We start from the raw sequence: 25,467 nt of genomic DNA, 5'->3' as shown, positions 1-25,467 counted from the left end.
ATTATGCGCCGGGTGCGTTTTTGCGCGTTTCTGACGAGTCTGCTGCTGGCAACCTCTGCCTTCGCCGCAGAGAGCTGGCAATCCATTCAGCAACAGGCCACCGGGCAGACCGTCTGGTTTAACGCCTGGGGCGGTGACGAGGCCGTTAACCGCTACCTCGACTGGGTAAGCGGCGAGATGAAAACGCACTACGCCATCAACCTGAAGATCGTTCATCTGGCCGATGCCGCCGACGCGGTGAAGCGGATCCAGACAGAACATGCCGCAGGACGTAGCAGTAACGGGTCGGTGGATCTGCTCTGGGTAAACGGGGAAAACTTCCGCAACCTGAAAGCGGCAAACCTGCTGCTCACCGGCTGGGCGCAAACCCTGCCCAACTGGCGCTACGTCGATACCCGTAAACCGGTAACGGAAGATTTTGCCATCCCGACTGATGGGGCAGAATCCCCGTGGGGCGGCGCGCAATTAACCTTTATCGCCCGTAAAGCGAGTACGCCGACACCACCGGCAGATCCCCACGCGCTGCTGGTATACGCCCGACAGCACCCTGGCAAGGTGAGCTATCCGCGACCGCCGGATTTTACCGGCACGGCGTTTCTTGAGCAGCTACTGCTGGCGCTGACCGCCCATCCGGAGGCGTTAAAAAACGCGCCAGACAGAACCTTTGCGCAGGTCACCGCGCCGCTGTGGGATTACCTTGATACGCTGCACCCGCTGCTGTGGCGCGAAGGGAACGATTTTCCTCCGTCGCCTGCGCGCATGGATACGCTGCTGGCCAGCGGCAGTCTGAACCTGTCGCTCACCTTTAACCCCGCCCATGCGATGCAAAAGGTGGCGAGCGGTGAACTGCCTGCCGACAGCTACAGTTTCGGCTTTCTCAAAGGCATGATCGGCAACGTCCATTTTGTCGCTATCCCGGCAAACGCCAGCGCGAGCGCAGGCGCGAAAGTGGTGGCGAATTTCCTGCTGTCACCGCAGGCGCAGATCCGCAAAGCTAATCCTGCCGTCTGGGGTGACCCGAGCGTGCTGGATGGCGAAAAACTGCCTGCGAAAGCGGCAAAACAGCTTCGCGCCTTTACCCCCTCAGGCACGCCTGATGTACTTCCCGAACCTCACGCCGCCTGGGTTAACGCCCTGGAGCAGGAATGGCTTCGCCGCTACGGGACCCGCTAAGCGGGCTGGTCTGGGCGGCAATGGCGGTCATCTATCTGCCACTGCTTCCCGCCAGCGGCATGCTGCTGGCCCCGGCGTTTTCACTCAGTAACTGGGCGACGCTGTTTGCCGACCCGCAGCTGCCGCGGGCGCTGGCCGCCACGCTGGTTTCCACGCTTATCGCGACGCTGGGCTCTCTGTTTATCGCTCTGATCCTGCTTGCGCTTCTCTGGCCGGGTGAAGGCTGGCAGCGCCTGAGCACCCGTCTGCCGTGGCTGTTAGCCGTGCCGCACGTCGCCTTCGCCACCAGCGCGCTGCTGCTGTTTGCGGAAGGGGGGCAGTTTTACCGGATCTGTACAGTCTGTTCGCCGCAGCTTGACCGCTACGGTATCGGGCTTGGCCTGACGCTTGCGGTCAAAGAGAGCGCGTTCGTTCTGTGGGCAATCTACGCCGCGCTGCCTGAAAAGCGCCTCGCACAGCAGAAAATCGTCCTGCATACCTTCGGCTACGGACGAATGCAGGCGCTCAACTGGCTCGTCCTCCCTGCAATCGCCCCCGCGCTGGGCGCAGTCATGCTGGCGGTGCTGGCCTGGTCGCTTTCCGTGGTGGATGTGGCGATCGTGCTCGGGCCAGGCAACCCGCCTACGCTGGCGGTACTGGCCTGGCAGTGGCTCGCCCAGGGCGATGCACAACAGCAAACAAAGGGAACGCTGCTGTGTCTGGTGTTGCTCCTGCTGCTGGCGGCGCTTGCCGCGGTGGGATACGGCTTCTGGACGGCATGGCGGCGCGCCCAGCGTGACCCCTCCGGAATTCGTCACGCTTCGCATACTGCGCTGCCCGCACGGACGCTGGGCGGGTTACTGCCGCTGTGCGGCGTCCTCTGTGCGCTGGTTCTGCTGATGCTGGCACGCCGGGACGACATCGGCCCCGTCAGCGACAGCCTTTCACTGGGACTGCTGTCCAGCCTGACAGCGCTGGCCATCCTCATGCTCTGGCTTGAGTGGGGACCCCAGCGCGGCGCGGTGTGGGTCTGGCTGCCGCTCGCCCTCCCGGCGCTGCCCCTCGTGTCCGGGCAATATGCCGTGGCGCTGTGGCTGGGCATCGACGGCCAGTACGCTGCGGTGCTCTGGAGCCATATGCTCTGGGTTCTCCCGTGGATGCTCCTGGTGCTGCAACCGGCCTGGCGCAGGCTCGATCCCCGGCTTATCCTCACCGCCAGAACGCTGGGCTGGCGACAGGCGAAAATTTTCTGGTTCGTGAAATGCCCCCTGATGATTCGTCCGGCCCTGCTGGCCTTTGCCACCGGCTTTTCCGTGAGCATGGCCCAGTACATGCCGACCCTCTGGCTGGGAGCGGGACGTTTCACCACCCTGACGACGGAGGCGGTCGCCCTCAGCAGCGGCGGCAGCATTCCGATCCTCGCCAGCCGGGCGCTGGGTCTGTTGCTGTTGACCAGCAGCGTATTTGCCCTTGCCGCGCTGCTCTCCCGGCTCGTGGGCCGTCACAGACAAGGATTACGTTAATGCTGAACGTGAAAAATCTCACCATTGCGCCACTCTTCCGTGAGGTCAACTTCCGCGTCCCGGCGGGGGAGATTGTCACGCTGATGGGGCCCTCCGGGAGCGGGAAATCGACCCTTTTCGCCTGGATGGTGGGGGCGTTATCCGCTGATTTTAAGGCGCACGGCGAGCTGTGGCTGAACGATCGCCGCTGCGATATGCTTCCCGTGGAAACGCGCGGGATCGGCATTCTGTTTCAGGATGCCCTGCTGTTTGACGCCTTCAGCGTGGGGCAAAACCTGATGCTGGCGCTGCCGGCGCACATCGTCGGGCGCGCCCGCCGCAACGCGGTAGAACAGGCCCTGGACACTGCCGGGCTGGCAAACCACTACGCCAGCGATCCGGCGACCCTGTCCGGCGGCGAGCGCGCCCGGGTCAGCCTGTTGCGCGCTCTTCTCGCCCAGCCGCAGGCATTGCTGCTCGACGAGCCGTTCAGTCGACTGGATAAAACGCTGCGCGCCTCATTCCGGGCGTGGGTATTCGAGGTTACTCGCCAGCGCAGGATCCCGGTGGTGCTGGTCACGCATGATGAGGACGATATTCCGCCCGGCGGCGAGGTGATTGAGATTTCTCGCTGGCAATAATGTGCTAACGCAATGTTTTTGGCTTCAGGAGAGACGACAATGCCCCCCTCTTTTAATGACGTCAGGTTTTTCGATGAAACGTGTTTCTCAACTGACCGCGCTGGCCCTGATCTGCGGCCTCGCCTCACTCTCCTCCACGGCGGCTGATATGCCCCACTCCCTCACGCTGGACCAGCTCCAGGCGCAAAACGGCGCGGTAATTGATACGCGCGTCAGTGCGTTCTATAACGGCTGGCCGCAGACCCTGAGCGGAACGTCCGGGCATGAACCCGCCGCGCTTAATCTCTCTGCCAGCTGGCTTGGGGCAATGAGCGATGAACAGCTCAGCGGCTGGGCAAAACAACATCGGCTTACGCCAGACATGCCGGTTGCGCTCTATGGCAACGATGATGACAACCAGACCGTCAAAGCGCGGCTGGAGAAAGCGGGCTTTACCCACGTCTCCACCCTGAGCGATGCCCTGCAACAATCCGACCGTCTGCAACGTCTGGCGCATTTCGAACAGCTGGTTTATCCGCAGTGGATCCGCCAGTTGCAGCAGGGCAAACCCGTTACCGCCGCACCAGCCGGAGAATGGAAGGTGATCGAGGCTGGCTGGGGTGCGCCGAAGCTTTATCTCCTGAGCCACATTCCCGGTGCGGGCTATATCGACACCAATGAAGTGGAAAGCGAACCGCTGTGGAATAAGGTCTCTGACGAAAAGCTGAAAGCGATGCTGGCGAAGCACGGGATCCGTCACGATACCACCGTCATTCTGTACGGTCGCGACGTGTATGCCGCCGCGCGCGTGGCGCAGATCATGCTCTACGCGGGCGTGAAGGATGTGCGAATTCTGGATGGCGGCTAGAAGGCGTGGTCCGACGCCAGCCTGCCCGTTGAGCGCGGAACGCCTGCAAAGGTGAAGCCAGCCCCTGATTTTGGCGCGCCGATCCCGGGCCAGCCCCGGCTGATGGTGGATATGGAGCAGGCCCGGGGAATGCTGCACCGTCAGGATGCCTCGCTGGTGAGCATTCGTTCCTGGCCAGAGTTTATCGGTTTAACCAGCGGCTACAGCTATATCAAGCCAAAAGGTGAAATTGCCGGTGCGCGCTGGGGCCATGCGGGCAGCGACGCGACCCACATGGAAGATTTCCACAATCCGGATGGCACCATGCGTAGCGCCGATGATATTGCCGCCATGTGGAAAACGTGGAATATCCTGCCGGAGCAGCACGTTGCGTTTTACTGTGGTACCGGCTGGCGCGCGTCTGAAGCCTTTATGTACGCCCGCGCGATGGGCTGGCAGAACGTTGCCGTCTACGACGGCGGCTGGTACGAATGGAGCAGCCATCCGCAGAACCCGGTCTCCACCGGGGAGCGCGGACCGGAGAGCGCACGCTAGCGGGGAAGTGATTTCAGCGTGATATAACCGCTCCAGATGCGCGTTGTGGTGGTCAGCCAGCACAACGCGCCAAACGTCCAGGCAAACAGCGCGAAATGCGCCGGAAACAGGCAGCACAGCGCAAACAGCGCGATGGTCTCCGTTCCTTCCGTTAATCCCCCAATGTAATAAAGCGACTTGTGCGCATAGCCGGGGTTGTCGATATCATGCTTCCCCGCCAGCGCGGCAAAGGCCAGAAAACTGCTGCCCGTCCCCATAAAAGCGAACAGCAGCCAGGCGGCGGCGATCGCGTTATCAGCCGGAGCGGCCAGCGCAAAGCCAAACGGCACCAGGGCGTAGAACAGGAAGTCGAGGGCGATATCAAGAAATCCTCCCGCGTCCGTCAGGCCACGGCGACGCGCCAGCGCGCCGTCCAGACCATCCAGCAGCCGGTTCAGCACAATGGCGATCAGCGCCGCCGGATACCAGCCCAGCGCCAGAAACGGTAACGCCAGCACGCCAATCGCAAACCCGGCGAGCGTTAAGCCATCAGGCGTGATAAACGGTCTATCCAGCGCGGCGGCCAGCTGATTTAACCCGGGTTTCAGTCGGGGGTGCAGATGTTTATCCAGCATGCGGTTTACCTTTAAACGTGGCGCACAGCCCCTGAGCCGGGATATCCAGCGCGGCGTTAAAGCGGGCGGAAAGATTCTGAAAGGCAATCAGAGCCGTCATTTCGGTGATGGTCTCTTCCGTAAAGTGGCGCTTCAGCAGACTTTTGATATTTTCATCCACCTGAGGTGGCGTGGCGGTGACCGCTTCCGCATAGGCCAGCGCCGCGCGCTCCTCTTCGCTGAACAGGGTGGAATTTTGCCAGTCGCTGACGGCCTGCACTTTATCCAGCGCCCCGCTCCGCTCGGCCAGACGCAGGCTGTTGGCATCAATACAAAATGCGCAGTGGCAGATCTGCGAGATCCGCGTCATTAGTAGCGATCGCAGAACCGGCGTCAAACGCGCCTTGCGCCGCTCCAGATAGCCGACAAATAGCGCCACCAGCCAGAAAAGACGCGGCATACGCCCCCACCAGCGCGTGGGGTTCAGCACCGCGCCGAAGTGTTTTTTCTGCATGGCGGCGATGGGGCTGAGGCTGACGGGAAGGGTTTCCATGGGCGCAACCCAGGCGGATGTCTCTTTCACCTGATTCTCCTGATGACTGGACTCTTTGGAAGGGCACGATAATATGTCGTTTTTCGCTATTAATTATTGACGAACATGCTGAAAACACTCGATGTGGTTGCGGCCATCCTCGAAAAAGAGGGCAAGATTTTGCTGGCGCAGCGTCCCGAACATGCCGATCAGCCAGGAATGTGGGAATTTGCAGGCGGGAAGGTTGAAGCCGGTGAGACCCAGCCGGAAGCGCTGATCCGCGAACTGCGCGAAGAGCTCGGCATTGAGGCCGTGCCCGCGCGGTATGTGGCAAGCCACCAGCGGGAGGTGTCGCAGCGGCTGATTCACCTCCACGCCTGGCATGTGCCTGAATTTAGCGGTCAGCTGAAGGCGCATTATCACTCGGCGCTGGTATGGTGCACGCCAGAAGACGCGTTCACGTATGCTTTAGCCCCGGCGGATATACCGCTGCTGGAGGCGTTTATTCTTTTACGCGACGCCAGACCAGCGGGTTTGTACTGAGGGTGCGTTCATCACGCTGGCACTGCAACAGCACGCCATCTGCCCTGACCACTGCGCCTTCGGAATAGTTTTGATCCTGATAGATACAGCACTGATTACACGGCTGCGCACGCTGGCCGCCAGCGCTAAAGACCTCTGGCGGCACGTTGACCTCGACATCCGGGCGAATGCGGTCAGCCTGTGCCCCGGCGGACACCATCAAACATAACGCGGCCATTGCGTAACGGTTCATAGACTTTATTTCCTTTGCATCGTTTATATCTATAACGGTCGATCCGGACGGGATCTTTAATTTATCTCGTCATCGCTTTTGGTTATGACGCGCGCCCTGTCATTAATTTCCCTTGCGGCATAAATTTCTGCTTGCCTCTCAAAGCGGTGCGGGTGGTATAGTCAAAAAAACGACACAAAACATCTACGCCACACGCATAAATTATTATAAGAGGTTCTTATATCTATGGATCAGACACGCTCTCTGGAAAGCTTTCTTGCCCATGTTCAGCAGCGCGACCCGCACCAAAGCGAGTTTGCCCAGGCCGTTCGTGAAGTCATGACCACCCTGTGGCCCTTCCTTGAGGAAAATCCGCGTTACCGTCAGATGGCGCTGCTTGAACGTCTGGTAGAGCCGGAGCGCGTCATCCAGTTCCGCGTGGCGTGGGTGGACGACCGCAATCAGGTGCAGGTCAACCGCGCGTGGCGCGTGCAGTTTAACTCCGCCATTGGGCCGTTTAAGGGCGGGATGCGCTTCCACCCCTCGGTGAACCTGTCGATTCTGAAATTCCTCGGCTTCGAGCAGACCTTTAAAAATGCGCTCACTACCCTGCCGATGGGCGGCGGTAAAGGCGGGAGTGATTTCGATCCGAAAGGCAAGAGCGAAGGCGAAGTGATGCGCTTCTGCCAGGCGCTGGTCACTGAGCTCTATCGCCACCTTGGGCCGGATACCGACGTTCCTGCCGGGGATATCGGCGTGGGGGGGCGTGAAGTGGGCTTTATGGCCGGGATGATGAAAAAGCTCTCCAACAACAGCGCCTGCGTCTTTACCGGCAAAGGTCTGTCGTTTGGCGGTAGCCTGATTCGCCCGGAAGCGACGGGTTATGGTCTGGTCTATTTCACCGAAGCGATGCTTAAGCGTCACGGGCTGAGCTTCGAGGGGATGCGCGTGGCGGTCTCCGGCTCCGGCAACGTGGCGCAGTACGCTATCGAGAAAGCGATGGCGTTTGGCGCGCGCGTGGTGACCGCCTCCGACTCCAGCGGTACCGTGGTGGATGAAGCTGGCTTTACGGCAGAAAAACTGGCGCGTCTGTGCGAAATCAAAGCCAGCCGTGACGGTCGGGTAGCGGATTATGCCCGTGAATTTGGCCTGACCTATCTGGAAGGTAAACAGCCGTGGGGCGTGCCGGTGGATATCGCCCTGCCGTGCGCGACGCAAAACGAACTGGACGTGGATGCCGCCCGGACGCTGATTAGCAATGGCGTGAAAGCGGTAGCGGAAGGGGCAAATATGCCCACCACTATTGAAGCGACCGACCTGTTCCTGGACGCGGGCGTGCTGTTTGCGCCAGGCAAGGCGGCGAACGCTGGCGGCGTGGCAACATCCGGTCTGGAAATGGCGCAAAACGCCGCGAGAATGGGCTGGAAGGCAGAGAAAGTGGATGCCCGTCTGCACCACATCATGCTCGATATTCATCACGCCTGCGTGGAGTACGGCGGCGAGGCCTCGCAAACTAACTACGTGCGCGGGGCGAATATCGCCGGGTTCGTGAAGGTGGCCGATGCGATGATCGGACAGGGTGTGATTTAGTTTCGCTGCATTCTCGCCCTTGTAGGCCCGGTAAGCGTTAGCGCCACCGGGCTTTTCGCCGGGTGGCGGCTTCGCCTTACCCGGCCTACGGTTTAAGCGGTTGTATTTTTGGCTGCGCTTTTCTTCTTTTTGAACGGTTTCTTCGCCCCGCCGCCCGGGGCGACCATTCCCCGGAATCGCTTCACTGGCGTACTGCGCGCCTGGTCAATCAGCTGATAAAGCGTCCCTACCAGCGGCTGCATAAAGTCCTGATAACGGCACTGCTTTTCGCTGATCTGCGTCAGCACCGACTCCCAGTGCGCGGTCATGTCCGGCCTGGCGGCCAGCTCCGGCAGCGAATGAATTAGCGCCCGGCCCGGTTCTGTTGAATGGATGTAACGTCCCTTTTTCTCCAGGAAGCCGCGCTTAAAGAGCAGTTCGATGATCCCCGCGCGGGTCGCCTCCGTCCCCAGACCGTCGGTGGCGCGCAGGATCTTCTTCAGATCTTTATCCTGCACAAAACGGGCGATGCCGGTCATGGCCGACAGCAGCGTCGCGTCGGTGAAATGGCGCGGCGGCTGAGTTTGTCGTTCAACCACTTCGCCCTTCTCGCACAGCAGTTCGTCGCCTTTGGCCACGACCGGCAGCGGCGTGCCGTCGTTCTCTTCGTCACGCTCTTTGTTGCCGAGCAGCGTGCGCCAGCCCGCTTCCGCGAGGAAACGCGCTTTGGCGATAAATTTGCCTTTGGCAATCTCCAGTTCAATAACGCACTTGCGGAACACCGCGTCCGGGCAGAACTGCATCAGATACTGACGTGCGATCAGGTTATAGACCTTTGCTTCGTTGTCGGTCAGGTTGACGTTGCTGGTGCGCGCCGTCGGGATTATCGCGTGGTGAGCATCGACTTTTTTATCGTCCCAGCAGCGGTTATGGGTATCCGGGTTTACCGCCGGTTGCGGCAACAGATCCGGCGCATGGACGCCAATGGCATTCATCACCGAGTGGCGTCCGGCGAAGTGTTCTTCCGGCAGATAGCGGCTGTCCGAACGCGGATAGGTGATCAGCTTGTGGGTTTCGTAGAGCTTCTGGCAGATATCGAGCACGTTCTGTGCGCTAAGACCAAAGCGCTTAGCCGCCTCAATCTGCAACGCCGAAAGGGAGAACGGCAGCGGTGCGGGCTCCGTTTCCCGTTTGTCGTTATAGCTGGTGACGATTGCGGGCTGGCCGGTAATGCGGTTGACCACGTGCTCCGCCAGCGGGCGATGCAGCAGCCGTCCCTCTTCGTCCTGATATGACTCACAGGCATCGCTTGGCTGCCAGACGGCGGTAAAGCGTTCGTCTTTCGGCGTGACGATATGCGCTTTGACTTCGAAGAAGTCTTTGGCGACGAAATTTTCGATCTCTTCGTCGCGACGCACCACCAGCCCCAGCACCGGTGTCTGGACACGACCGACGGAGAGTACGCCCTGATAACCCGCGTTGCGCCCGAGAATGGTGTAGGCGCGGGTCATGTTGATCCCGTACAGCCAGTCCGCACGGGCACGCGCCAGCGCGGAGACACACAGGGGAATAAATTCGCTGTTGGCGCGCAGGCGTGAAATGGCCCGCTCTACCGCCTGAGGGTTGAGGTCGTTGATCAGGCAGCGCTGCACCTGCTGGCGCTTTTCCGGCGCCAGCTCCAGGTAGTCCAGCACTTCATCGACCAGCAGTTGCCCTTCCCTGTCCGGGTCACCCGCGTGGACCACTTCCGTCGCCTCATGCAGGAAGCGCTTAATGACGTTGAGCTGTTTGGTGACGGAAGGACGCGGTTGGAGACGCCATTTTTCCGGCACAATCGGTAGATCGTTGAGATTCCAGCGGGCGTAGCGGCTGTCGTAGACATCCGGCTGCGCCTGTTCAAGCAGGTGACCGATACACCAGGTGACCACCTGCCCGTTACCGCATTCGATAAAGCCGTCGCCTTTGCGATGCGGCCTGGGCAGCACATCGGCGATGGCACGCGCCAGACTCGGCTTTTCGGCAATAAACAACCGCATCGAATTAACGGATCTCAATCATCGGTCGACCACCGCGGGCGGTCACCAGCTCACCAATGGCCGTCAGGGTGATGCCAAACTCGGCAGCCGTCGCCTGAACGTCAGCTTCAGCTTCCGGCGTCACCGCCAGCAGCAGGCCGCCGGAGGTTTGCGGATCGCACAGCAGGTTACGCCACGCTTCCGGCATTTCGCCCATTAAATGGCCGTAGCTGGCGAAGTTGCGCTGCGTCCCGCCCGGCACTGCGCCCTGAGCAATGTACTCTTCCACGCCCGGCAGCTTAGGCACATCCTGATACCAGACCTGCGCCTGCACGCCCGCGCCCTGACAGACTTCAGAGAGGTGCCCCAGCAGACCAAAACCGGTCACGTCGGTCATGGCCTTCACGCCGTCGATATTGGCGAATGCCGCACCGGCGAGGTTCATCTGGCACATCACTTCCGTTGCCAGACCGATATGCTCGGGCTTCAGCAGGGATTTCTTCTCGGCAGTGGTCAGTACGCCAATGCCCAGCGGCTTGGTGAGGAACAATTTGCAGCCCGGTTGCGCCGTGCTGTTGCGCTTCACGCGCTCGGTCGGCACCACGCCGGTGACGGCCAGGCCGAAGATCGGCTCCGGCGCATCGATAGAGTGACCACCGGCCAGGGCAATACCCGCCTGCTGGCAGGCAAAGCGTCCGCCTTCGATCACGTCGCGGGCAATCTCCGGCGGGAGGGTGTTAATCGGCCAGCCCAGAATGGCGATCGCCATAATCGGTTTACCGCCCATCGCAAAGATATCGCTGATGGCGTTGGTGGCCGCAATGCGCCCGAAGTCGAACGGGTTGTCGACAATCGGCATAAAGAAGTCAGTAGTGCTGATAATGCTGGTGCCGTTACCCAGGTCATAAACCGCTGCATCGTCACGCGTTTCGTTACCGACAAGCAGGTTCGGGTCGACAAACTTCGCCTGTTCACTGTGCAGGATGGTCTCCAGCACTTTCGGGGAAATTTTACAACCGCAACCGGCTCCGTGGCTGTATTGCGTTAAACGAATGGTTTGCTCGCTCATGGACGTCTCCTGTCATCTCAATCGCGCTATGGTAGCGCTCATTCCATAAAGAGGTAAGTATGACTGTCTGAATTCTGCGGCGGATGCTCAGAATCCAGACAGTTTAGCGCGGCTTATCAGAAACGGCTGACGAAAGGCGTGGTGTCTGGCACGCTGATGGTGCTGGAGGCTTTAAGCTGCGGGGTGCCAAGATAGAGGAAGCCGACAATTTTATCGTGCTCACCACAGGCAAAGCCATCACGCACGACCGAACTCTCGGTCAGCGGTCCGGTGCGCCAGATGCCATTGAAGCCCTGCGCGACGGCGGCCATTTGCATCGCCATTACCGCGCAGCCTGCGGACATTTCCTGCTCCCAGACCGGCACCTTATGGTCGGCCTGACATTTCGCCACGACAGCGATGATCATCGGCGCGCGGAATGGCGCACTGCGGGCTTTATCAATCCCCTTCTCATCCTGGCCTGCGGCAACAGCCCCCTGCTCCAGCAGCTGGCTGAAGCGGTCGCGCCCTTCGCCTTCAATGATAAAGAAGTGCCACGGCTGCAATGTGCCATGGTCCGGCGCACGCATTCCGGCACGCAGAATGTTTTCCAGCTGCTCGCCGACGGGTGCCGGTTCGGCCAGGCGGGAAGCGCTACGACGGTTAACAAGCAGTTCAAGTGCGTCCATTGGTTAACTCCTTTCATGAAATTTACTCACAAAATTAACACGACAGCAGAATTTGTTACAGCGTGGCAGGCGATTCCTGCTGACAAGTGGCGGTTGGGTCATTACGATAACCGCACATTACCGTCCCGTGGCGACGGAAACAGTCCTTTTCTGGTTAGGGAGAATACATGCGAACCCTTTGGCGAATCTTTGCCGGTTTCTTTAAATGGACGTGGCGACTGCTCAACTTCGTCCGCAACCTGGTGATGAACATCTTCTTCATCTTCCTGGTCCTGGTATGCGCAGGTATCTGGATGCATATCAGCAACGCAAACCAGTCGCAGCATTCGACGCGCGGCGCGCTGTTACTCGATATCACCGGGGTGATTGTTGATAAGCCATCGACCAGCAACCGTCTGGGCGTGATTGGTCGCCAGCTGTTCGGCGCAACGTCAGACCGTCTTCAGGAAAACTCCCTGTTTGATATCGTCGACACCATCCGTCAGGCTAAAGACGATCGTAACATTACCGGTATCGTGCTGGACCTGAAAGATTTTGCCGGCGCCGATCAGCCGTCAATGCAGTACATCGGTAAGGCGCTGCGCGAATTCCGCGACAGCGGTAAACCGGTTATTGCCATTGGCGACAGCTACACCCAGGGACAATATTATCTGGCGAGCTTTGCCAATAAGATCTGGCTTTCGCCACAGGGCACGGTCGATCTGCATGGCTTCGCCACTAACGGTCTGTACTACAAAACGCTGCTCGACAAGCTGAAGGTCACTACCCACGTCTTCCGCGTCGGGACCTATAAATCCGCCGTGGAGCCGTTTATCCGCGATGATATGTCCCCTGCCGCCCGTGAAGCGGACAGCCGCTGGATTGGCGAGCTGTGGCAGAACTACCTCGGCACCATTGCCGCTAACCGTCAGATTACCGCTGAGCAGGTCTTCCCGGGCGCGCGCGGCGTGCTGGACGGCCTGCGCATGGTGGACGGCGATACAGCGAAATACGCGCTTGATAACAAACTGGTCGATCAGCTGGGTTCCAGCGCTGAAATTGAAAAAGCGCTGACCAAACAGTTCGGCTGGAGTAAAGAGGATAAAAACTACAGCGCCATCAGCATGTATGACTACGCCGCGAAAAAGCCGGACGACAGCGGTGACAGCATCGCCGTGGTGTTTGCTAACGGGGCCATTATGGATGGCGAAGAAACGCCGGGGAACGTCGGCGGGGACACCACCGCGTCGCAGATCCGCGATGCGCGCCTGGATCCGAAAGTGAAGGCGATTGTCCTGCGGGTGAACAGCCCTGGCGGCAGCGTCAGCGCCTCTGAAGTGATCCGTGCTGAACTGGCCGCCGCGCGCGCCGCGGGCAAGCCGGTAGTGGTCTCGATGGGCGGCATGGCGGCTTCCGGGGGCTACTGGATCTCGACGCCAGCCAACTACATTGTGGCTAACCCAAGCACGCTGACCGGCTCGATTGGCATCTTCGGCGTGATCAACACCGTAGAGAACAGCCTGGATTATCTCGGCGTCCACACCGACGGGGTCTCCACCTCGCCGCTGGCGGACGTGTCCGTTACCAAATCCCTGCCGCCTGAGGTGTCTGAGATGATGCAGCTCAGCATTGAGAGTGGCTATAAACGTTTCATCACGCTTGTTGCGGACTCCCGTAAAAAGACGCCCGATCAGATTGACCAGATCGCTCAGGGCCACGTCTGGACCGGCCAGGACGCGAAGAGCAACGGCCTGGTAGACAGCCTGGGTGACTTCGACGACGCCGTGAAGAAAGCGGCGGAGCTGGCGAAGCTCAAGCAGTGGCACGTGGACTATTATCAGGACGAACCAACGTTCTTCGATATGGTCATGGACAGCATGTCCGGCTCCGTTCGTGCCATGCTGCCGGACGCGCTTCAGGCTTATCTGCCGGCGCCGGTGGCGACCGCGGCGAAAGCCATGAGAGCAGAGAGCGACAAGCTCGCAGCCTTTAATGATCCACAAAGCCGCTACGCGTTTTGCCTGACCTGTGCGAACGTGCGTTAAAAACCGTCCCCTCTTCCCGTGAAGAGGGGATTTTTTCTTTTGAAGAACAAGAACTCATTACCATGCAGAAGAAATCAATTTATGTCGCCTATACCGGCGGTACCATCGGTATGCAGCGCTCAGAAAATGGCTATATCCCGGTTTCCGGCCACTTACAGCGCCAGCTGGCGCTGATGCCTGAATTCCACCGTCCGGAAATGCCGGACTTTACCATCCACGAATATGAGCCGCTGATGGACTCCTCCGACATGACGCCGGAAGACTGGCAGCATATTGCGGACGATATTAAAGCCCATTACGACCAGTACGACGGCTTCGTGATCCTGCACGGCACCGACACCATGGCGTTCACCGCCTCGGCGCTCTCCTTCATGCTGGAGAACCTGAGCAAGCCCGTCATCGTGACCGGCTCGCAGATCCCGCTGGCGGAACTGCGTTCAGACGGGCAGATCAACCTGCTTAACTCCCTGTACGTGGCCGCTAATTACCCGATCAACGAGGTAACGCTGTTCTTCAACAACCGGCTGTACCGCGGGAACCGTACCACTAAAGCGCACGCCGATGGCTTTGACGCTTTTGCCTCACCTAACCTGCAACCGCTGCTGGAAGCGGGGATCCATATCCGTCGTCTGGGCACGCCGCCCGCGCCAAATACCGCAGGCGAACTGATCGTTCACCCGATCACCCCGCAGCCGATCGGCGTGGTGACGATTTATCCGGGTATTTCCGCCGACGTGGTGCGCAACTTCCTGCGCCAGCCGGTGAAGGCGCTGATCCTGCGCTCCTATGGTGTGGGTAACGCCCCGCAGAACGGTGAATTCCTGAAAGAGCTTCAGGAGGCGAGCGATCGCGGGATTGTGGTGGTCAACCTCACCCAGTGTATGTCCGGCAAAGTCAATATGGGCGGCTACGCCACCGGTAATGCCCTGGCGCACGCTGGCGTGATCAGTGGTTTCGATATGACCGTTGAGGCAACGCTGACTAAACTTCACTATTTACTGAGTCAGGATCTGGATATTGATTCCATTCGCCGCGCCATGATGCAAAACCTGCGCGGTGAACTGACGCCGGACGAATAAGGAGGTCCCATGAAGCAACGCGCCCTGTTACTGGTCGATTTGCAAAATGATTTCTGTGCGGGCGGTGCGCTGGCCGTTGCGGAAGGCGACAGCACCGTAGACGTCGCGAATTCGCTGATTGAGTGGTGTAAAGCTCGTGGTGAAGCGGTGGTGGCGAGTCAGGACTGGCATCCGGCAAACCACGGCAGCTTTGCCAGCCAGCACAACGTTGAGCCTTACAGCCAGGGCGAACTGGACGGGCTGGCGCAAACCTTCTGGCCCGATCACTGCGTCCAGCAGACGGAAGGCGCTGAGCTGCATCCGCTGCTGAACCAGAAGGCCATCGACGCGGTGTTCCACAAAGGTGAAAACCCAACCATCGACAGCTACAGCGCGTTCTTTGATAACGGTCATCGTCAGAAGACGGCGCTGGACGCGTGGTTGCGCCACCATGAGATCACCGAGCTGATTGTGCTGGGCCTGGCGACGGATTACTGCGTGAAGTTCACCGTGCTGGATGCGCTCCAGTTGGGCTATACCGTGAATGTCATCACCGACGGCTGTCGCGGGGTGAATATTCAGCCGCATGACAGCGCTCAGGCGTTTATGGATATGGCCGCAGAAGGCGCAACGCTGTATACGCTGGCTGACTGGCTGGAGACGCAGGCGTAAGCTTTTTTAGCCGGGTGGCGGCTTCGCCTTACCCGGCCTACTTTCTCTGGTTTTGTAGACCGGGTAAGCGTCAGCGCCACCCGGCATTTCTTCCCCAATCCCCATAAAGTGAACTCCCTCGCATCACAAGCGAAACGGCGATGCTATTCTCTTCAGGCTGTTTTTTCGCCACGCCTTTTCTGTGGCGTGGTTATTTTTATTCAGTCAAAGAGGAAATTATATGAAACGTTTGCCCTTGCTGGCAGCATTACCCTTGCTTTGCGCGTCACTGGCTTCCGCCGCGCCCCTGATGTCCGTGGGTTACTTCAATGGCGGTGGCGATGTTACCGCCGGACCGGGTGGCGATATTAATAAACTCGACGTCCGCCAGATCACCCACCTCAACTACTCGTTTGGTCTGGTCTATAACAACGAGAAAGACGAAACCAACGCCGCGCTGAAAGATCCGGCAAAACTGCATCAAATCTGGTTATCACCTAAGGTGGCATCCGATCTGGCGTTACTTCCTCAGCTTCGTAAACAAAACCCGAACCTGAAAGTCCTGCTTTCCGTTGGCGGCTGGGGCGCGCGTGGTTTTTCTGGCGCAGCGGCAACCAAAGAGAGTCGCGCGGTATTTATTCGCTCCGCGCAGGAGATCGTCAGTAAATACGGCCTGGACGGGATCGACCTGGACTGGGAATATCCGGTCAACGGCGCGTGGGGACTGGTCGAGAGCACCCCTGCCGACCGGGATAATTTCACCGCGCTGTTAAAAGAGATGCGTGACGCGTTTGGTAAGAAAAAGCTGGTCACGATTGCGGTGGGCGCGAATGCGGAAAGTCCGAAAAGCTGGGTGGATGTGAAAGCCATTGCCCCCCTGCTCGATTACATCAACCTGATGACCTACGACATGGCGTACGGTACTCAGTATTTTAACGCGAATCTGTATGACTCCAGCGCCTGGCCAACGGTGGCTGCCGCAGACAAGTACAGCGTCGATTTTGTGGTGAATAACTATCTGGCCGCCGGGCTGAAGCCGCAGCAGATGAACCTCGGAATTGGTTTCTATGGGCGCGTGCCGAAGCGCGCCGTTGAACCGGGTATCGACTGGAGCAAACCGGACGCGCAGAACAATCCGGTGACGCAGCCCTACTTCGGGCCGCAGGAACTGGGCCTGTTCAAATCGCTTGGCTATGATCTGACCAAAGATACCTATGTGAAATACAACGATATCGTCCGCAAGCTGCTGAACGATCCGCAGAAACGCTTTACCGAGCACTGGGACGAACAGGCGAAGGTGCCGTGGCTGTCGGTGAAATCCGCCGACGGGAAGGCGCTGTTTGCGATTTCCTTTGAGAACCCGCGCTCCGTGGCGATCAAAGCGGATTACATTAAGGAGAAAGGTCTGGCTGGCGCCATGTTCTGGGAGTATGGGGCTGACGACGAAAACCAGCTCGCGAAACAGCTGGCGGAGTCGCTTGGGATCCCGCACTAAGATGTAGTGTGCCGGGTGGCGCTAGCGCTTACCCAGCCTACATGGGAGCTTTATTTGAAGGTCGCAATCGGCTTCGGCGCGATGCCGAACTCTTCTTTCAGCTCGCGCTTGCTTTTCATCACCATCTGACCGTTAGTGTCGATGGTCATGTGCTGGGCGTCGGTATTGTGACGCGCCTGCCACAGCATCACCAGCTGCAAACTGTTCTCTTTTTGCTCAGGTGTGAGCGCCACACCGTCCGGCCATTTTCCCAGCTCAACGGCCGTTACCAGACGCTGATAAACCTCCGGGGTCATACTTGCAATCATGTCATCAATATTCATGATCTCTCCCTTTCAAAGGAATAATTTGCTGAATCGTTTTTTCAACCCTTGGTCTGGTCGCCGTTTTCATCATCGGTAAAGCTCATGGAAGCCGAATTTACGCAGAAACGCTCCCCCGTCGGCTGCGGGCCATCCGGGAAGACATGCCCGAGATGGGCGTCACAGTTCCCGCAGCGAATTTCGGTGCGCACCATGCCGTGCGAGGTGTCCGTCAGGTAGCGGATCGCATCATCGCTGACAGGCTCGTAAAAGCTCGGCCAGCCGCAGCCAGAATCGTACTTCGTCTGGGAGTTAAACAGCGGTGCATCACACACCAGGCAGTGGTAGACGCCTTCCCGTTTATTGTGCAGCAAACGCCCGGAAAACGGCGGTTCTGTGCCGTGATTTTGCGTCACGTAATACTGCATCTCTGTAAGGTTTTTTTTCAAATCGTCGGGGTTACGTTGGTTCGACATATGCTTACATCTCGCTGTTGAAACAGACATCTTTTAACCCAGATTCTAACAAAACATTAACACCCGCGCGTGCACTTTTGTTCTAAACTTATGTGTCGCGAAAAGGCGGTCAGGCAATTGTGATCAATTTCACATTTTAATCCTGCGAGGCCTTTAAAATTCCGGGCGCAGCCCCCATGTGGTTGCTAGCTCAAAGGGAAAGTGAGGCGAGTCAGTCGCACAAACGTTAGTCACAGGATTGATTTGTCGCAATGATTGACACGATTCCGCTTGACGCTGCGTAAGGTTTTTGTAATTTTACAGGCAACCTTTTATTCACTAACAAATAGCTGGTGGAATATATGACTATCAAAGTAGGTATCAACGGTTTTGGCCGTATCGGCCGTATTGTTTTCCGTGCTGCTCAGAAACGTTCTGACATCGAAATCGTTGGTATCAACGATCTCCTGGACGCTGAATACATGGCGTACATGCTGAAGTACGACTCAACTCACGGTCGTTTCGACGGCACCGTTGAAGTGAAAGACGGCCACCTGGTTGTTAATGGCAAAACCATCCGCGTTACTGCTGAGAAAGACCCAGCTAACCTGAAATGGAACGAAATCGGTGTTGACGTTGTAGCTGAAGCTACCGGTATCTTCCTGACCGACGAAACTGCACGTAAACACATCACTGCGGGTGCGAAGAAAGTTGTTCTGACTGGTCCTTCCAAGGACAACACCCCAATGTTCGTTCGCGGTGCAAACTTCGAAACTTACGCTGGCCAGGACATCGTTTCCAACGCATCCTGCACCACCAACTGCCTGGCACCGCTGGCTAAAGTTATCAACGACAACTTCGGCATCATCGAAGGTCTGATGACTACCGTTCACGCAACCACCGCTACTCAGAAAACCGTTGATGGCCCGTCTCACAAAGACTGGCGCGGCGGCCGTGGCGCGGCTCAGAACATCATCCCATCTTCTACCGGTGCTGCTAAAGCAGTAGGTAAAGTACTGCCAGAACTGAATGGCAAACTGACTGGTATGGCGTTCCGCGTTCCAACTCCTAACGTATCCGTTGTTGACCTGACCGTTCGTCTGGAAAAAGCTGCTTCTTATGAAGAAATTAAGAAAGCAATCAAAGCTGCTTCCGAAGGCCCAATGAAAGGCGTTCTGGGTTACACCGAAGACGACGTTGTATCTACCGATTTCAACGGCGAAGTGTGCACTTCCGTGTTCGATGCTAAAGCAGGTATCGCACTGAACGACAACTTTGTGAAACTGGTTTCCTGGTACGACAACGAAACTGGCTACTCTAACAAAGTACTGGACCTGATCGCTCACATCTCCAAATAAGTTGAGATGAGTGCTTGATCCTAAAAGGCGACTTCGGTCGCCTTTTTTATTGTTTTTAGACAGAGGATTGCTTAATGATTAATAAAATTTTTGCACTTCCGGTAGTCGAACAACTTACCCCTGTGCTCTCCCGCCGTCAGATCGACGGTGCTGATATCATCGTCGTTGATCATCCGCGCGTTAAAGCCTCCGTAGCGCTCAATGGTGCCCACCTGCTCTCCTGGAAACCAGAAGGTGAAGAAGAAGGCCTGTGGCTGAGCGAGGCCACCTCGTTCAAAAAAGGGGCGGCGATCCGCGGCGGCGTACCGATCTGCTGGCCATGGTTTGGCCCGTCAGCGCAGCAGGGTTTACCCTCACACGGTTTCGCCCGTAACCAGCAGTGGACGCTGAAAGCCCACAACGAAGATGAAAACGGTGCGGTGTTGACCTTTGAACTCCAGGCGAATGATGAAACGCGTGCCCTGTGGCCACACGAGTTCACCCTGTATGCCCGCTTCAAGCTGGGTAAAACCTGCGAAATTGAACTGGAAGCGCACGGCGAATTCGAAACAACGTCCGCCCTGCACACCTATTTCAACGTAGGCGACATTCAGGCCGTTAAGGTGAGCGGACTTGGCGATACCTTTATCGACAAAGTGGATAACGCGAAAGAAGGCAAGCTGGACGACGGCGTGCAGACTTTCCCGGATCGTACCGACCGCGTGTATCTGCACCCGGAAGCCTGTAGCGTCATCCACGACAGCGCGCTGAACCGCGGTATTGATGTGGTTCATCACCACCACAGCAACGTGGTGGGCTGGAACCCGGGCCCTGCCCTTTCCGTCAGCATGGCGGATATCCCGGATGACGGTTACAAGACCTTCGTGTGTGTGGAAACCGCGTGCGTGACCGCGCCGCAGAAAACCAGCGAAGAAAAACCGTCCCGCTTAGGCCAGACGATCAAGATTGTGAAGCGCTAATATTGTTCAGGCATCATAAAAAAACAAACGGGGCGCTAGCGCCCCGTTTTAATGCATCACGTTCTGGTCAGAACTTGTAGGTCACACCCACGGAGAAGATGCCAGACCAGGACTTGTCGACCATCGGGCTGTCTTTCACTTCATCGCTCAGACGAATGTAACGGCCAGTACCGTACACATTCCAGTCACCGAGGAAGTTATACGAGGCGGTGAGTTCCAGGTACGGATCCCAGCCATCATCCGCGCTGTAGCTCTTCAGACCACTGCGGCGAGACTCCGCTTTAGATACGCCATAGTAGTAGTCGTTGTAATTCTCGCTGCTGTACTGCACACCGATACCCGGCGTCAGCGTCACTGCGCCGTTGGTATAACGATAAAGCCACGCCAGATCCCAGATGAAGCCGTTGCTGTTGTCCAGGGTATCGCCCGCCAGCGCAGTGCGCAGGAAGCCATACTCGGTATTATGGACGTAAGAAAGCCCCGCCATCAGTGAGCTTCTGCGTTTGTCCAGCTGACGAAGCGCATTGCTGTCGCTGTCGCCTGGTTTAAAGTGCGTTGGATCGTAATAGGCCATGATGGAGAGCTTATCGGCCGTATCGTTCCACAGATAGTAGCCACCGCCCAACCCACGGAACCAGAAGTTATCGCCTTCATAGGTGACAACGGGGACAGGATAAACGTCGCGGTCATACTGCTTGTACGGGCTGTTAATCACGCCAGCACCCGCGCCAACAGTCCACTGGCTCTCAGCCTGTACGGTGCTCGCTGCGGTAGCGGCAAGGATGCCCAATGCCAGAAGTTTGAGTTTGGTCACAATCCATTCTTTCCTGTAGTCAAATAATCAGCGGGTGAAGTGTAACCGCCATTCCCGTACATCCCAAAATTTTTTGCACGCTAATCCGTTTGATTAACCCGTTATTTTTCATTTTTCAGATGACATCCCGCTTTCATTTATGTGACCGATAAATGAAAAACCCACTTTTCGCTTATAACCGCAGTGGAAATTTTTGGATGAGTTATTGATATGTCATTGAAAGTAGATTTTATCCGTATGCAAGTTTTGCAATTGCCATCTACGCTTTAATTTAAGAAGAGGTTTTGCTGAACACCCTGCGGTTCATAGCCTTCGACCTGGCACACAGGTTGCTGCTCTGGCAGTGAGGTGCGAAAAATTCTCTTCCGGGAGCCTCCACTACTCATACGAACGGCTCTTATCCTGTGCTAAAAAACGAAAGGACGGCATGCCATGAATATATTCGATCACTATCGCCAGCGCTACGAAGCTGCCAAGGACGAAGAGTTCACACTGCAGGAGTTTCTTACCATTTGTCGGCAAGATCGCAGTGCCTATGCCAATGCGGCAGAACGGCTATTGATGGCTATTGGTGAGCCAAACATGGTTGATACTGCCCTGGAGCCACGGCTTTCCCGTCTATTTTCGAATCGGGTGGTCGCCCGATACCCGGCGTTTGAAGAGTTCTATGGCATGGAAGACGCCATTGAGCAGATCGTCTCCTACCTGAAGCATGCCGCTCAGGGGCTGGAAGAGAAGAAACAGATCCTTTACCTGCTGGGTCCTGTCGGTGGGGGTAAATCCTCCCTGGCTGAACGGCTGAAAGCGCTGATGCAGCGCGTGCCGATCTATGTGCTGAGCGCCAACGGCGAACGCAGCCCGGTCAATGACCATCCGCTGTGCCTGTTTAATCCGCAAGAGGATGCGCAAATTCTGGAAAAAGAGTTTGGCATTCCGCATCGCTATCTCGGTACGATCATGTCGCCGTGGGCGGCAAAACGTCTGCACGAGTTTGGCGGGGACATCACCAAGTTCCGCGTCGTGAAAGTGTGGCCGTCTATCCTCGAGCAGATCGCCATCGCTAAAACTGAACCCGGTGACGAGAACAACCAGGATATCTCGGCGCTGGTGGGTAAAGTCGATATCCGTAAGCTGGAGCATCACGCGCAAAACGACCCGGATGCCTACGGTTATTCCGGTGCGCTGTGCCGCGCCAACCAGGGGATTATGGAATTTGTCGAGATGTTTAAAGCACCAATCAAAGTGCTGCATCCGCTACTGACCGCCACCCAGGAAGGGAACTACAACGGGACAGAAGGTATTTCCGCCCTGCCGTTTAACGGGATTATCCTTGCCCACTCTAACGAATCTGAATGGGTGACCTTCCGTAACAACAAAAACAATGAGGCGTTCCTTGACCGTGTGTATATCGTCAAAGTGCCTTATTGCCTGCGGATCTCCGAGGAGATCAAGATTTACGAAAAACTGCTCAACCACAGTGAGCTGGTTCATGCCCCTTGCGCACCGGGAACGCTGGAAACACTGTCGCGCTTCTCGATCCTGTCGCGCCTGAAAGAGCCGGAAAACTCCAGCATCTACTCAAAAATGCGCGTGTATGACGGCGAAAGCCTGAAGGATACCGACCCGAAAGCGAAATCGTACCAGGAATACCGCGATTACGCCGGGGTCGACGAAGGGATGAACGGTTTGTCGACGCGTTTCGCGTTTAAGATCCTCTCCCGCGTCTTTAACTTCGACCACGCGGAGGTGGCCGCCAACCCGGTACATCTGTTCTACGTGCTGGAACAGCAAATTGAACGTGAACAGTTCCCACAGGAGCAGGCTGAACGCTACCTGGAGTTCCTGAAAGGCTACCTGATCCCGAAATACGCCGAGTTTATCGGCAAAGAGATCCAGACCGCCTACCTGGAATCCTATTCCGAATACGGCCAGAACATCTTCGACCGGTACGTCACCTACGCTGACTTCTGGATCCAGGATCAGGAGTATCGCGACCCGGATACCGGCCAGCTGTTTGACCGTGAATCCCTGAACGCGGAACTTGAAAAAATCGAGAAACCAGCCGGGATCAGCAATCCGAAAGACTTCCGAAACGAGATTGTGAACTTCGTGCTGCGCGCCAGAGCGCATAACAACGGCCGCAATCCGAACTGGACCAGCTACGAAAAACTGCGCACGGTTATAGAGAAGAAAATGTTCTCTAACACGGAAGAGCTGTTGCCGGTCATCTCGTTCAACGCCAAAACCTCAACCGACGAGCAGAAAAAGCACGACGATTTTGTCGACCGTATGATGGAAAAAGGCTATACCCGCAAACAGGTCCGCCTGCTCTGTGAATGGTATCTGCGCGTGCGTAAATCGTCTTAAAACAAGTGCCCGGTAACGCGCTTACCGGGCCAACAAAATGTCCGGTACTTACGGACGCTGCAAGTTGGCAAATGCAGTACGGGGGATATATGACCTGGTTTATTGACCGGCGTCTTAACGGCAAAAACAAGAGCACGGTGAATCGCCAGCGCTTCTTGCGCCGTTATAAAGCGCAAATTAAACAGTCGATCTCCGAGGCCATCAACAAACGCTCGGTGACCGACGTCGACAGCGGCGAATCCGTCTCCATCCCTAACGATGACATCAGCGAACCGATGTTTCATCAGGGGCGTGGCGGCCTTCGCCATCGTGTGCACCCAGGTAATGACCACTTCGTCCAGAATGACAGAATCGAGCGGCCCCAAGGCGGAGGCGGCGGTTCTGGCAGCGGTCAGGGACAGGCCAGCCAGGACGGTGAAGGCCAGGACGAGTTCGTCTTTCAGATTTCAAAAGACGAATATCTCGACCTGCTGTTTGAGGATCTGGCCCTGCCGAATCTGAGAAAGAATCAGCACCGTCAGCTCAACGAATACAAAACCCATCGAGCGGGTTATACCGCAAACGGGGTGCCCGCCAACATCAGCGTGGTGCGTTCACTGCAAAACTCGCTGGCGCGACGCACGGCGATGACGGCAGGCAAACGGCGCGAACTGCGCGAGCTGGAAACCAGCCTGAAAGTGGTGGAAAACACCGAACCGGCGCAACTGCTGGAAGAGGAGCGCCTGCGAAAAGAGATCGCCGAACTGCGGGCGAAGATCGATCGGGTGCCGTTTATCGACACGTTCGACCTGCGCTACAAGAACTACGAAAAACGGCCGGAGCCTTCCAGCCAGGCAGTAATGTTCTGCCTGATGGACGTGTCAGGTTCAATGGATCAGGCCACCAAGGATATGGCTAAGCGTTTTTATATTCTGCTCTATCTGTTCCTGAGCAGAACGTATAAGAACGTGGAGGTGGTCTACATCCGCCATCACACTCAGGCGAAAGAGGTGGATGAACATGAGTTCTTTTACTCGCAGGAGACCGGCGGCACCATCGTGTCGAGCGCCCTGAAGCTGATGGACGAGGTGGTGAAGGAGCGCTACGATCCGGCGCAGTGGAATATCTACGCCGCGCAGGCATCGGATGGCGATAACTGGGCGGATGACTCGCCGCTGTGTCATGAAATTCTGGCGAAGAAGATCCTGCCGGTGGTGCGTTACTACAGCTATATTGAAATTACCCGTCGCGCCCACCAGACGTTGTGGCGTGAGTATGAGCATCTGCAAGCGATGTTCGATAACTTTGCGATGCAGCACATCCGTGACCAGGATGACATCTATCCGGTCTTCCGGGAACTGTTCCAGAAGCAGAGTTCGACAACCTCCAATTAAATGTTATTAATCAGCCAGTTAACTCTGTTTTTCTGGCTGATTTTATTGCATTTTCACCCTCATTTTTCTCCATGTTTTTCATTCACTTAAATTTTATTTTGGGGAATGCGATTTTGAAGAAGTGATTATGCAAAACTTCCTTTGAGCTTTAGGATGCCATCATGGTATGGAGGTTAAAATTCTCTAGTTCCGACCAAACCACACAAAAAACCAGCCGCTTATGGCTGGTTATTCGTCAGTGAAGCATGGGGAACTTTCTATATTGCAGGGCAATCATCATCTAATGCACGATTGATGAAGAACGTCACCCTACCCAGCACTTCCACTTCTTCAAGCGCTGATCCCTCAATCGCTTCACCATCATCCGTAATTAGCGCCTTGCCAATGAGTTTTGCAAACTGCGTGTGGCCGTCGCACAAAATTAACAATACATCTCCTGGCCTTTTTTTCGTGGCTGGCTCAATGACTGCAAACCCAACATCTGTTTCAAGCACCCTGCTTTCGGCCCCTATGTTGCACAGAACGGATGGAGAAAGTTGGCGTTCGACGTAATCGGTTGCAGGTGATGCAAATCCCATCAGAGGACCCTCCCCATGTTTCTCAGGATCCAGTACCGGTTATCGCTACCGTCTGTCGTCTTGTCAGCGAAGCCTGGCTGATTGCGCTCTATCCATGCATTGGCGTCGGCTCGGGTGAAGTGCCAGTTAAAACTACGCAACTTTTCTATAAAGCTGT

The 25,467-nt window shown here is 57.0% G+C and carries 23 protein-coding genes and 1 pseudogene; 14 read left to right on the top strand and 10 right to left on the bottom strand.

From position 1 onward, the window contains the following. Positions 1-3: 3 nt before the first annotated feature. The 4 genes and pseudogenes from ACOTX5_RS17335 (at position 4) to ACOTX5_RS17320 (ending at position 4,676) form a co-directional block, all read left to right on the top strand. Positions 4-1,173 (top strand): ABC transporter substrate-binding protein, encoded by a 1,170-nt coding sequence (locus tag ACOTX5_RS17335; protein WP_072204103.1) that lies wholly within the window; start codon positions 4-6, stop codon positions 1,171-1,173. Continuing rightward, a complete protein-coding gene (locus ACOTX5_RS17330; protein WP_045911633.1) occupies positions 1,146-2,675 on the top strand; it encodes an ABC transporter permease subunit in 1,530 nt (509 codons plus the stop codon). The genes ACOTX5_RS17335 and ACOTX5_RS17330 overlap by 28 nt, the downstream gene beginning before the upstream one ends. Next, positions 2,675-3,295 (top strand): ATP-binding cassette domain-containing protein, encoded by a 621-nt coding sequence (locus tag ACOTX5_RS17325; protein ID WP_015570760.1) that lies wholly within the window; start codon positions 2,675-2,677, stop codon positions 3,293-3,295. The genes ACOTX5_RS17330 and ACOTX5_RS17325 overlap by 1 nt, the downstream gene beginning before the upstream one ends. A gap of 73 nt (positions 3,296-3,368) precedes the next feature. Beyond that, positions 3,369-4,676 (top strand): annotated as a pseudogene (locus ACOTX5_RS17320) (sulfurtransferase). On the opposite strand, the gene ACOTX5_RS17315 reads toward ACOTX5_RS17320, so the two are convergent. Both ACOTX5_RS17315 and ACOTX5_RS17310 read right to left on the bottom strand, forming a co-directional pair. After that, the gene (locus tag ACOTX5_RS17315; RefSeq protein ID WP_045141483.1) at positions 4,673-5,290 is read right to left on the bottom strand and encodes a CDP-alcohol phosphatidyltransferase family protein; all 618 of its coding nucleotides are present in this window, start codon (positions 5,288-5,290) and stop codon (positions 4,673-4,675) included. The pseudogene ACOTX5_RS17320 and the gene ACOTX5_RS17315 sit on opposite strands and share 4 nt — an antisense overlap. Then, on the bottom strand, positions 5,280-5,852 hold the full coding sequence (locus ACOTX5_RS17310) for a carboxymuconolactone decarboxylase family protein (protein ID WP_032670967.1): 573 nt from the start codon (positions 5,850-5,852) through the stop codon (positions 5,280-5,282). Before ACOTX5_RS17310 ends, ACOTX5_RS17315 begins: the two co-directional genes overlap by 11 nt. 75 nt (positions 5,853-5,927) lie before the next feature. Here ACOTX5_RS17310 and ACOTX5_RS17305 point away from each other — a divergent pair, with 75 nt between their 5' ends. After that, entirely contained in the window at positions 5,928-6,344 is a 417-nt protein-coding gene (locus tag ACOTX5_RS17305) for a pyrimidine (deoxy)nucleoside triphosphate diphosphatase (RefSeq protein WP_017693607.1), read from the top strand. Here the strand turns inward: ACOTX5_RS17305 and ACOTX5_RS17300 are convergent. After that, a complete protein-coding gene (locus ACOTX5_RS17300) occupies positions 6,304-6,576 on the bottom strand; it encodes a YnjH family protein (RefSeq protein WP_003857857.1) in 273 nt (90 codons plus the stop codon). The two genes, ACOTX5_RS17305 and ACOTX5_RS17300, sit on opposite strands and share 41 nt — an antisense overlap. A gap of 225 nt (positions 6,577-6,801) precedes the next feature. Here ACOTX5_RS17300 and gdhA point away from each other — a divergent pair, with 225 nt between their 5' ends. Beyond that, the gene (gdhA, locus tag ACOTX5_RS17295; protein WP_015570765.1) at positions 6,802-8,145 is read left to right on the top strand and encodes an NADP-specific glutamate dehydrogenase; all 1,344 of its coding nucleotides are present in this window, start codon (positions 6,802-6,804) and stop codon (positions 8,143-8,145) included. Between the two features lie 92 nt (positions 8,146-8,237). Here gdhA and ACOTX5_RS17290 read toward each other — a convergent pair whose 3' ends face one another. From ACOTX5_RS17290 to ACOTX5_RS17280, 3 genes are all read right to left on the bottom strand, one after another. Further along, the gene (locus ACOTX5_RS17290) at positions 8,238-10,160 is read right to left on the bottom strand and encodes a DNA topoisomerase III (RefSeq protein WP_017384681.1); all 1,923 of its coding nucleotides are present in this window, start codon (positions 10,158-10,160) and stop codon (positions 8,238-8,240) included. A 4-nt stretch (positions 10,161-10,164) separates the two neighbouring features. Continuing rightward, a complete protein-coding gene (selD, locus tag ACOTX5_RS17285) occupies positions 10,165-11,208 on the bottom strand; it encodes a selenide, water dikinase SelD (protein WP_015570773.1) in 1,044 nt (347 codons plus the stop codon). A 116-nt stretch (positions 11,209-11,324) separates the two neighbouring features. Beyond that, entirely contained in the window at positions 11,325-11,876 is a 552-nt protein-coding gene (locus ACOTX5_RS17280; protein ID WP_023296329.1) for an NAD(P)H nitroreductase, read from the bottom strand. A gap of 167 nt (positions 11,877-12,043) precedes the next feature. Here ACOTX5_RS17280 and sppA point away from each other — a divergent pair, with 167 nt between their 5' ends. The 4 genes from sppA to ACOTX5_RS17260 all read left to right on the top strand — a co-directional run bounded on the left by sppA (position 12,044) and on the right by ACOTX5_RS17260 (position 17,104). Beyond that, a complete protein-coding gene (gene sppA, locus ACOTX5_RS17275; RefSeq protein ID WP_045911632.1) occupies positions 12,044-13,900 on the top strand; it encodes a signal peptide peptidase SppA in 1,857 nt (618 codons plus the stop codon). Between the two features lie 62 nt (positions 13,901-13,962). After that, the gene (gene ansA / locus ACOTX5_RS17270; RefSeq protein ID WP_023303507.1) at positions 13,963-14,979 is read left to right on the top strand and encodes an asparaginase; all 1,017 of its coding nucleotides are present in this window, start codon (positions 13,963-13,965) and stop codon (positions 14,977-14,979) included. Positions 14,980-14,988: 9 nt separating this feature from the next. After that, positions 14,989-15,630 (top strand): bifunctional nicotinamidase/pyrazinamidase, encoded by a 642-nt coding sequence (pncA, locus tag ACOTX5_RS17265; protein WP_045338914.1) that lies wholly within the window; start codon positions 14,989-14,991, stop codon positions 15,628-15,630. Between the two features lie 220 nt (positions 15,631-15,850). Then, a complete protein-coding gene (locus ACOTX5_RS17260; RefSeq protein ID WP_045911631.1) occupies positions 15,851-17,104 on the top strand; it encodes a glycoside hydrolase family 18 protein in 1,254 nt (417 codons plus the stop codon). A 50-nt stretch (positions 17,105-17,154) separates the two neighbouring features. On the opposite strand, the gene ACOTX5_RS17255 is transcribed toward ACOTX5_RS17260, so the two are convergent. Together ACOTX5_RS17255 and msrB are read right to left on the bottom strand one after the other, a co-directional pair. Continuing rightward, positions 17,155-17,427, bottom strand: a complete 273-nt coding sequence (locus ACOTX5_RS17255; protein WP_045344204.1) for a YeaC family protein — start codon at positions 17,425-17,427, stop codon at positions 17,155-17,157. Positions 17,428-17,468: 41 nt separating this feature from the next. Then, positions 17,469-17,882 (bottom strand): peptide-methionine (R)-S-oxide reductase MsrB, encoded by a 414-nt coding sequence (msrB, locus tag ACOTX5_RS17250; RefSeq protein ID WP_047727413.1) that lies wholly within the window; start codon positions 17,880-17,882, stop codon positions 17,469-17,471. Between the two features lie 341 nt (positions 17,883-18,223). On the opposite strand from msrB, the gene gapA reads away from it, so the two are divergent. Beyond that, positions 18,224-19,219: a glyceraldehyde-3-phosphate dehydrogenase gene (gene gapA / locus ACOTX5_RS17245; RefSeq protein WP_006809136.1), complete on the top strand. Its 996-nt coding sequence runs from the start codon at positions 18,224-18,226 to the stop codon at positions 19,217-19,219. Between the two features lie 74 nt (positions 19,220-19,293). Then, positions 19,294-20,178 (top strand): D-hexose-6-phosphate mutarotase, encoded by an 885-nt coding sequence (locus ACOTX5_RS17240; protein ID WP_032104146.1) that lies wholly within the window; start codon positions 19,294-19,296, stop codon positions 20,176-20,178. Positions 20,179-20,245: 67 nt separating this feature from the next. Here the strand turns inward: ACOTX5_RS17240 and ACOTX5_RS17235 are convergent, their stop codons facing one another. After that, the gene (locus tag ACOTX5_RS17235) at positions 20,246-20,992 is read right to left on the bottom strand and encodes a MipA/OmpV family protein (protein WP_017384691.1); all 747 of its coding nucleotides are present in this window, start codon (positions 20,990-20,992) and stop codon (positions 20,246-20,248) included. Between the two features lie 432 nt (positions 20,993-21,424). Between ACOTX5_RS17235 and yeaG the strand changes: the two genes are divergently transcribed. Then, entirely contained in the window at positions 21,425-23,359 is a 1,935-nt protein-coding gene (gene yeaG / locus ACOTX5_RS17230; RefSeq protein WP_006809140.1) for a protein kinase YeaG, read from the top strand. Positions 23,360-23,448: 89 nt separating this feature from the next. Continuing rightward, positions 23,449-24,732, top strand: a complete 1,284-nt coding sequence (locus tag ACOTX5_RS17225; protein WP_023299884.1) for a YeaH/YhbH family protein — start codon at positions 23,449-23,451, stop codon at positions 24,730-24,732. Positions 24,733-24,989: 257 nt separating this feature from the next. Here ACOTX5_RS17225 and ACOTX5_RS17220 read toward each other — a convergent pair whose 3' ends face one another. Then, positions 24,990-25,310 carry a hypothetical protein gene (locus ACOTX5_RS17220; RefSeq protein WP_063945191.1) on the bottom strand — a complete coding sequence of 107 codons (321 nt, stop codon included), beginning with the start codon at positions 25,308-25,310 and terminating at the stop codon, positions 24,990-24,992. Positions 25,311-25,467: the final 157 nt, after the last annotated feature.

The sequence above is a fragment of the Enterobacter cloacae complex sp. IR5441 genome, from assembly GCF_049238215.1.
Taxonomy (GTDB): domain Bacteria; phylum Pseudomonadota; class Gammaproteobacteria; order Enterobacterales; family Enterobacteriaceae; genus Enterobacter; species Enterobacter hormaechei_C.
Note: the sequence above shows the minus strand (reverse complement) of the source record. Positions and strands in the feature narration are given on the sequence as shown.

Excerpts from the sequence above, each read along its gene's own strand:
- ACOTX5_RS17335 (WP_072204103.1), top strand. The coding sequence starts at position 4 with ATGCGCCGGGTGCGTTTTTGCGCGTTTCTGACGAGTCTGCTGCTGGCA.
- ACOTX5_RS17330 (WP_045911633.1), top strand. The coding sequence starts at position 1,146 with ATGGCTTCGCCGCTACGGGACCCGCTAAGCGGGCTGGTCTGGGCGGCA.
- ACOTX5_RS17325 (WP_015570760.1), top strand. The coding sequence starts at position 2,675 with ATGCTGAACGTGAAAAATCTCACCATTGCGCCACTCTTCCGTGAGGTC.
- ACOTX5_RS17315 (WP_045141483.1), bottom strand. The coding sequence starts at position 5,290 with ATGCTGGATAAACATCTGCACCCCCGACTGAAACCCGGGTTAAATCAG.
- ACOTX5_RS17305 (WP_017693607.1), top strand. The coding sequence starts at position 5,928 with ATGCTGAAAACACTCGATGTGGTTGCGGCCATCCTCGAAAAAGAGGGC.
- ACOTX5_RS17300 (WP_003857857.1), bottom strand. The coding sequence starts at position 6,576 with ATGAACCGTTACGCAATGGCCGCGTTATGTTTGATGGTGTCCGCCGGG.
- gdhA (WP_015570765.1), top strand. The coding sequence starts at position 6,802 with ATGGATCAGACACGCTCTCTGGAAAGCTTTCTTGCCCATGTTCAGCAG.
- ACOTX5_RS17290 (WP_017384681.1), bottom strand. The coding sequence starts at position 10,160 with ATGCGGTTGTTTATTGCCGAAAAGCCGAGTCTGGCGCGTGCCATCGCC.
- selD (WP_015570773.1), bottom strand. The coding sequence starts at position 11,208 with ATGAGCGAGCAAACCATTCGTTTAACGCAATACAGCCACGGAGCCGGT.
- ACOTX5_RS17280 (WP_023296329.1), bottom strand. The coding sequence starts at position 11,876 with ATGGACGCACTTGAACTGCTTGTTAACCGTCGTAGCGCTTCCCGCCTG.
- sppA (WP_045911632.1), top strand. The coding sequence starts at position 12,044 with ATGCGAACCCTTTGGCGAATCTTTGCCGGTTTCTTTAAATGGACGTGG.
- ansA (WP_023303507.1), top strand. The coding sequence starts at position 13,963 with ATGCAGAAGAAATCAATTTATGTCGCCTATACCGGCGGTACCATCGGT.
- pncA (WP_045338914.1), top strand. The coding sequence starts at position 14,989 with ATGAAGCAACGCGCCCTGTTACTGGTCGATTTGCAAAATGATTTCTGT.
- ACOTX5_RS17260 (WP_045911631.1), top strand. The coding sequence starts at position 15,851 with ATGAAACGTTTGCCCTTGCTGGCAGCATTACCCTTGCTTTGCGCGTCA.
- ACOTX5_RS17255 (WP_045344204.1), bottom strand. The coding sequence starts at position 17,427 with ATGAATATTGATGACATGATTGCAAGTATGACCCCGGAGGTTTATCAG.
- msrB (WP_047727413.1), bottom strand. The coding sequence starts at position 17,882 with ATGTCGAACCAACGTAACCCCGACGATTTGAAAAAAAACCTTACAGAG.
- gapA (WP_006809136.1), top strand. The coding sequence starts at position 18,224 with ATGACTATCAAAGTAGGTATCAACGGTTTTGGCCGTATCGGCCGTATT.
- ACOTX5_RS17240 (WP_032104146.1), top strand. The coding sequence starts at position 19,294 with ATGATTAATAAAATTTTTGCACTTCCGGTAGTCGAACAACTTACCCCT.
- yeaG (WP_006809140.1), top strand. The coding sequence starts at position 21,425 with ATGAATATATTCGATCACTATCGCCAGCGCTACGAAGCTGCCAAGGAC.
- ACOTX5_RS17225 (WP_023299884.1), top strand. The coding sequence starts at position 23,449 with ATGACCTGGTTTATTGACCGGCGTCTTAACGGCAAAAACAAGAGCACG.
- ACOTX5_RS17220 (WP_063945191.1), bottom strand. The coding sequence starts at position 25,310 with ATGGGATTTGCATCACCTGCAACCGATTACGTCGAACGCCAACTTTCT.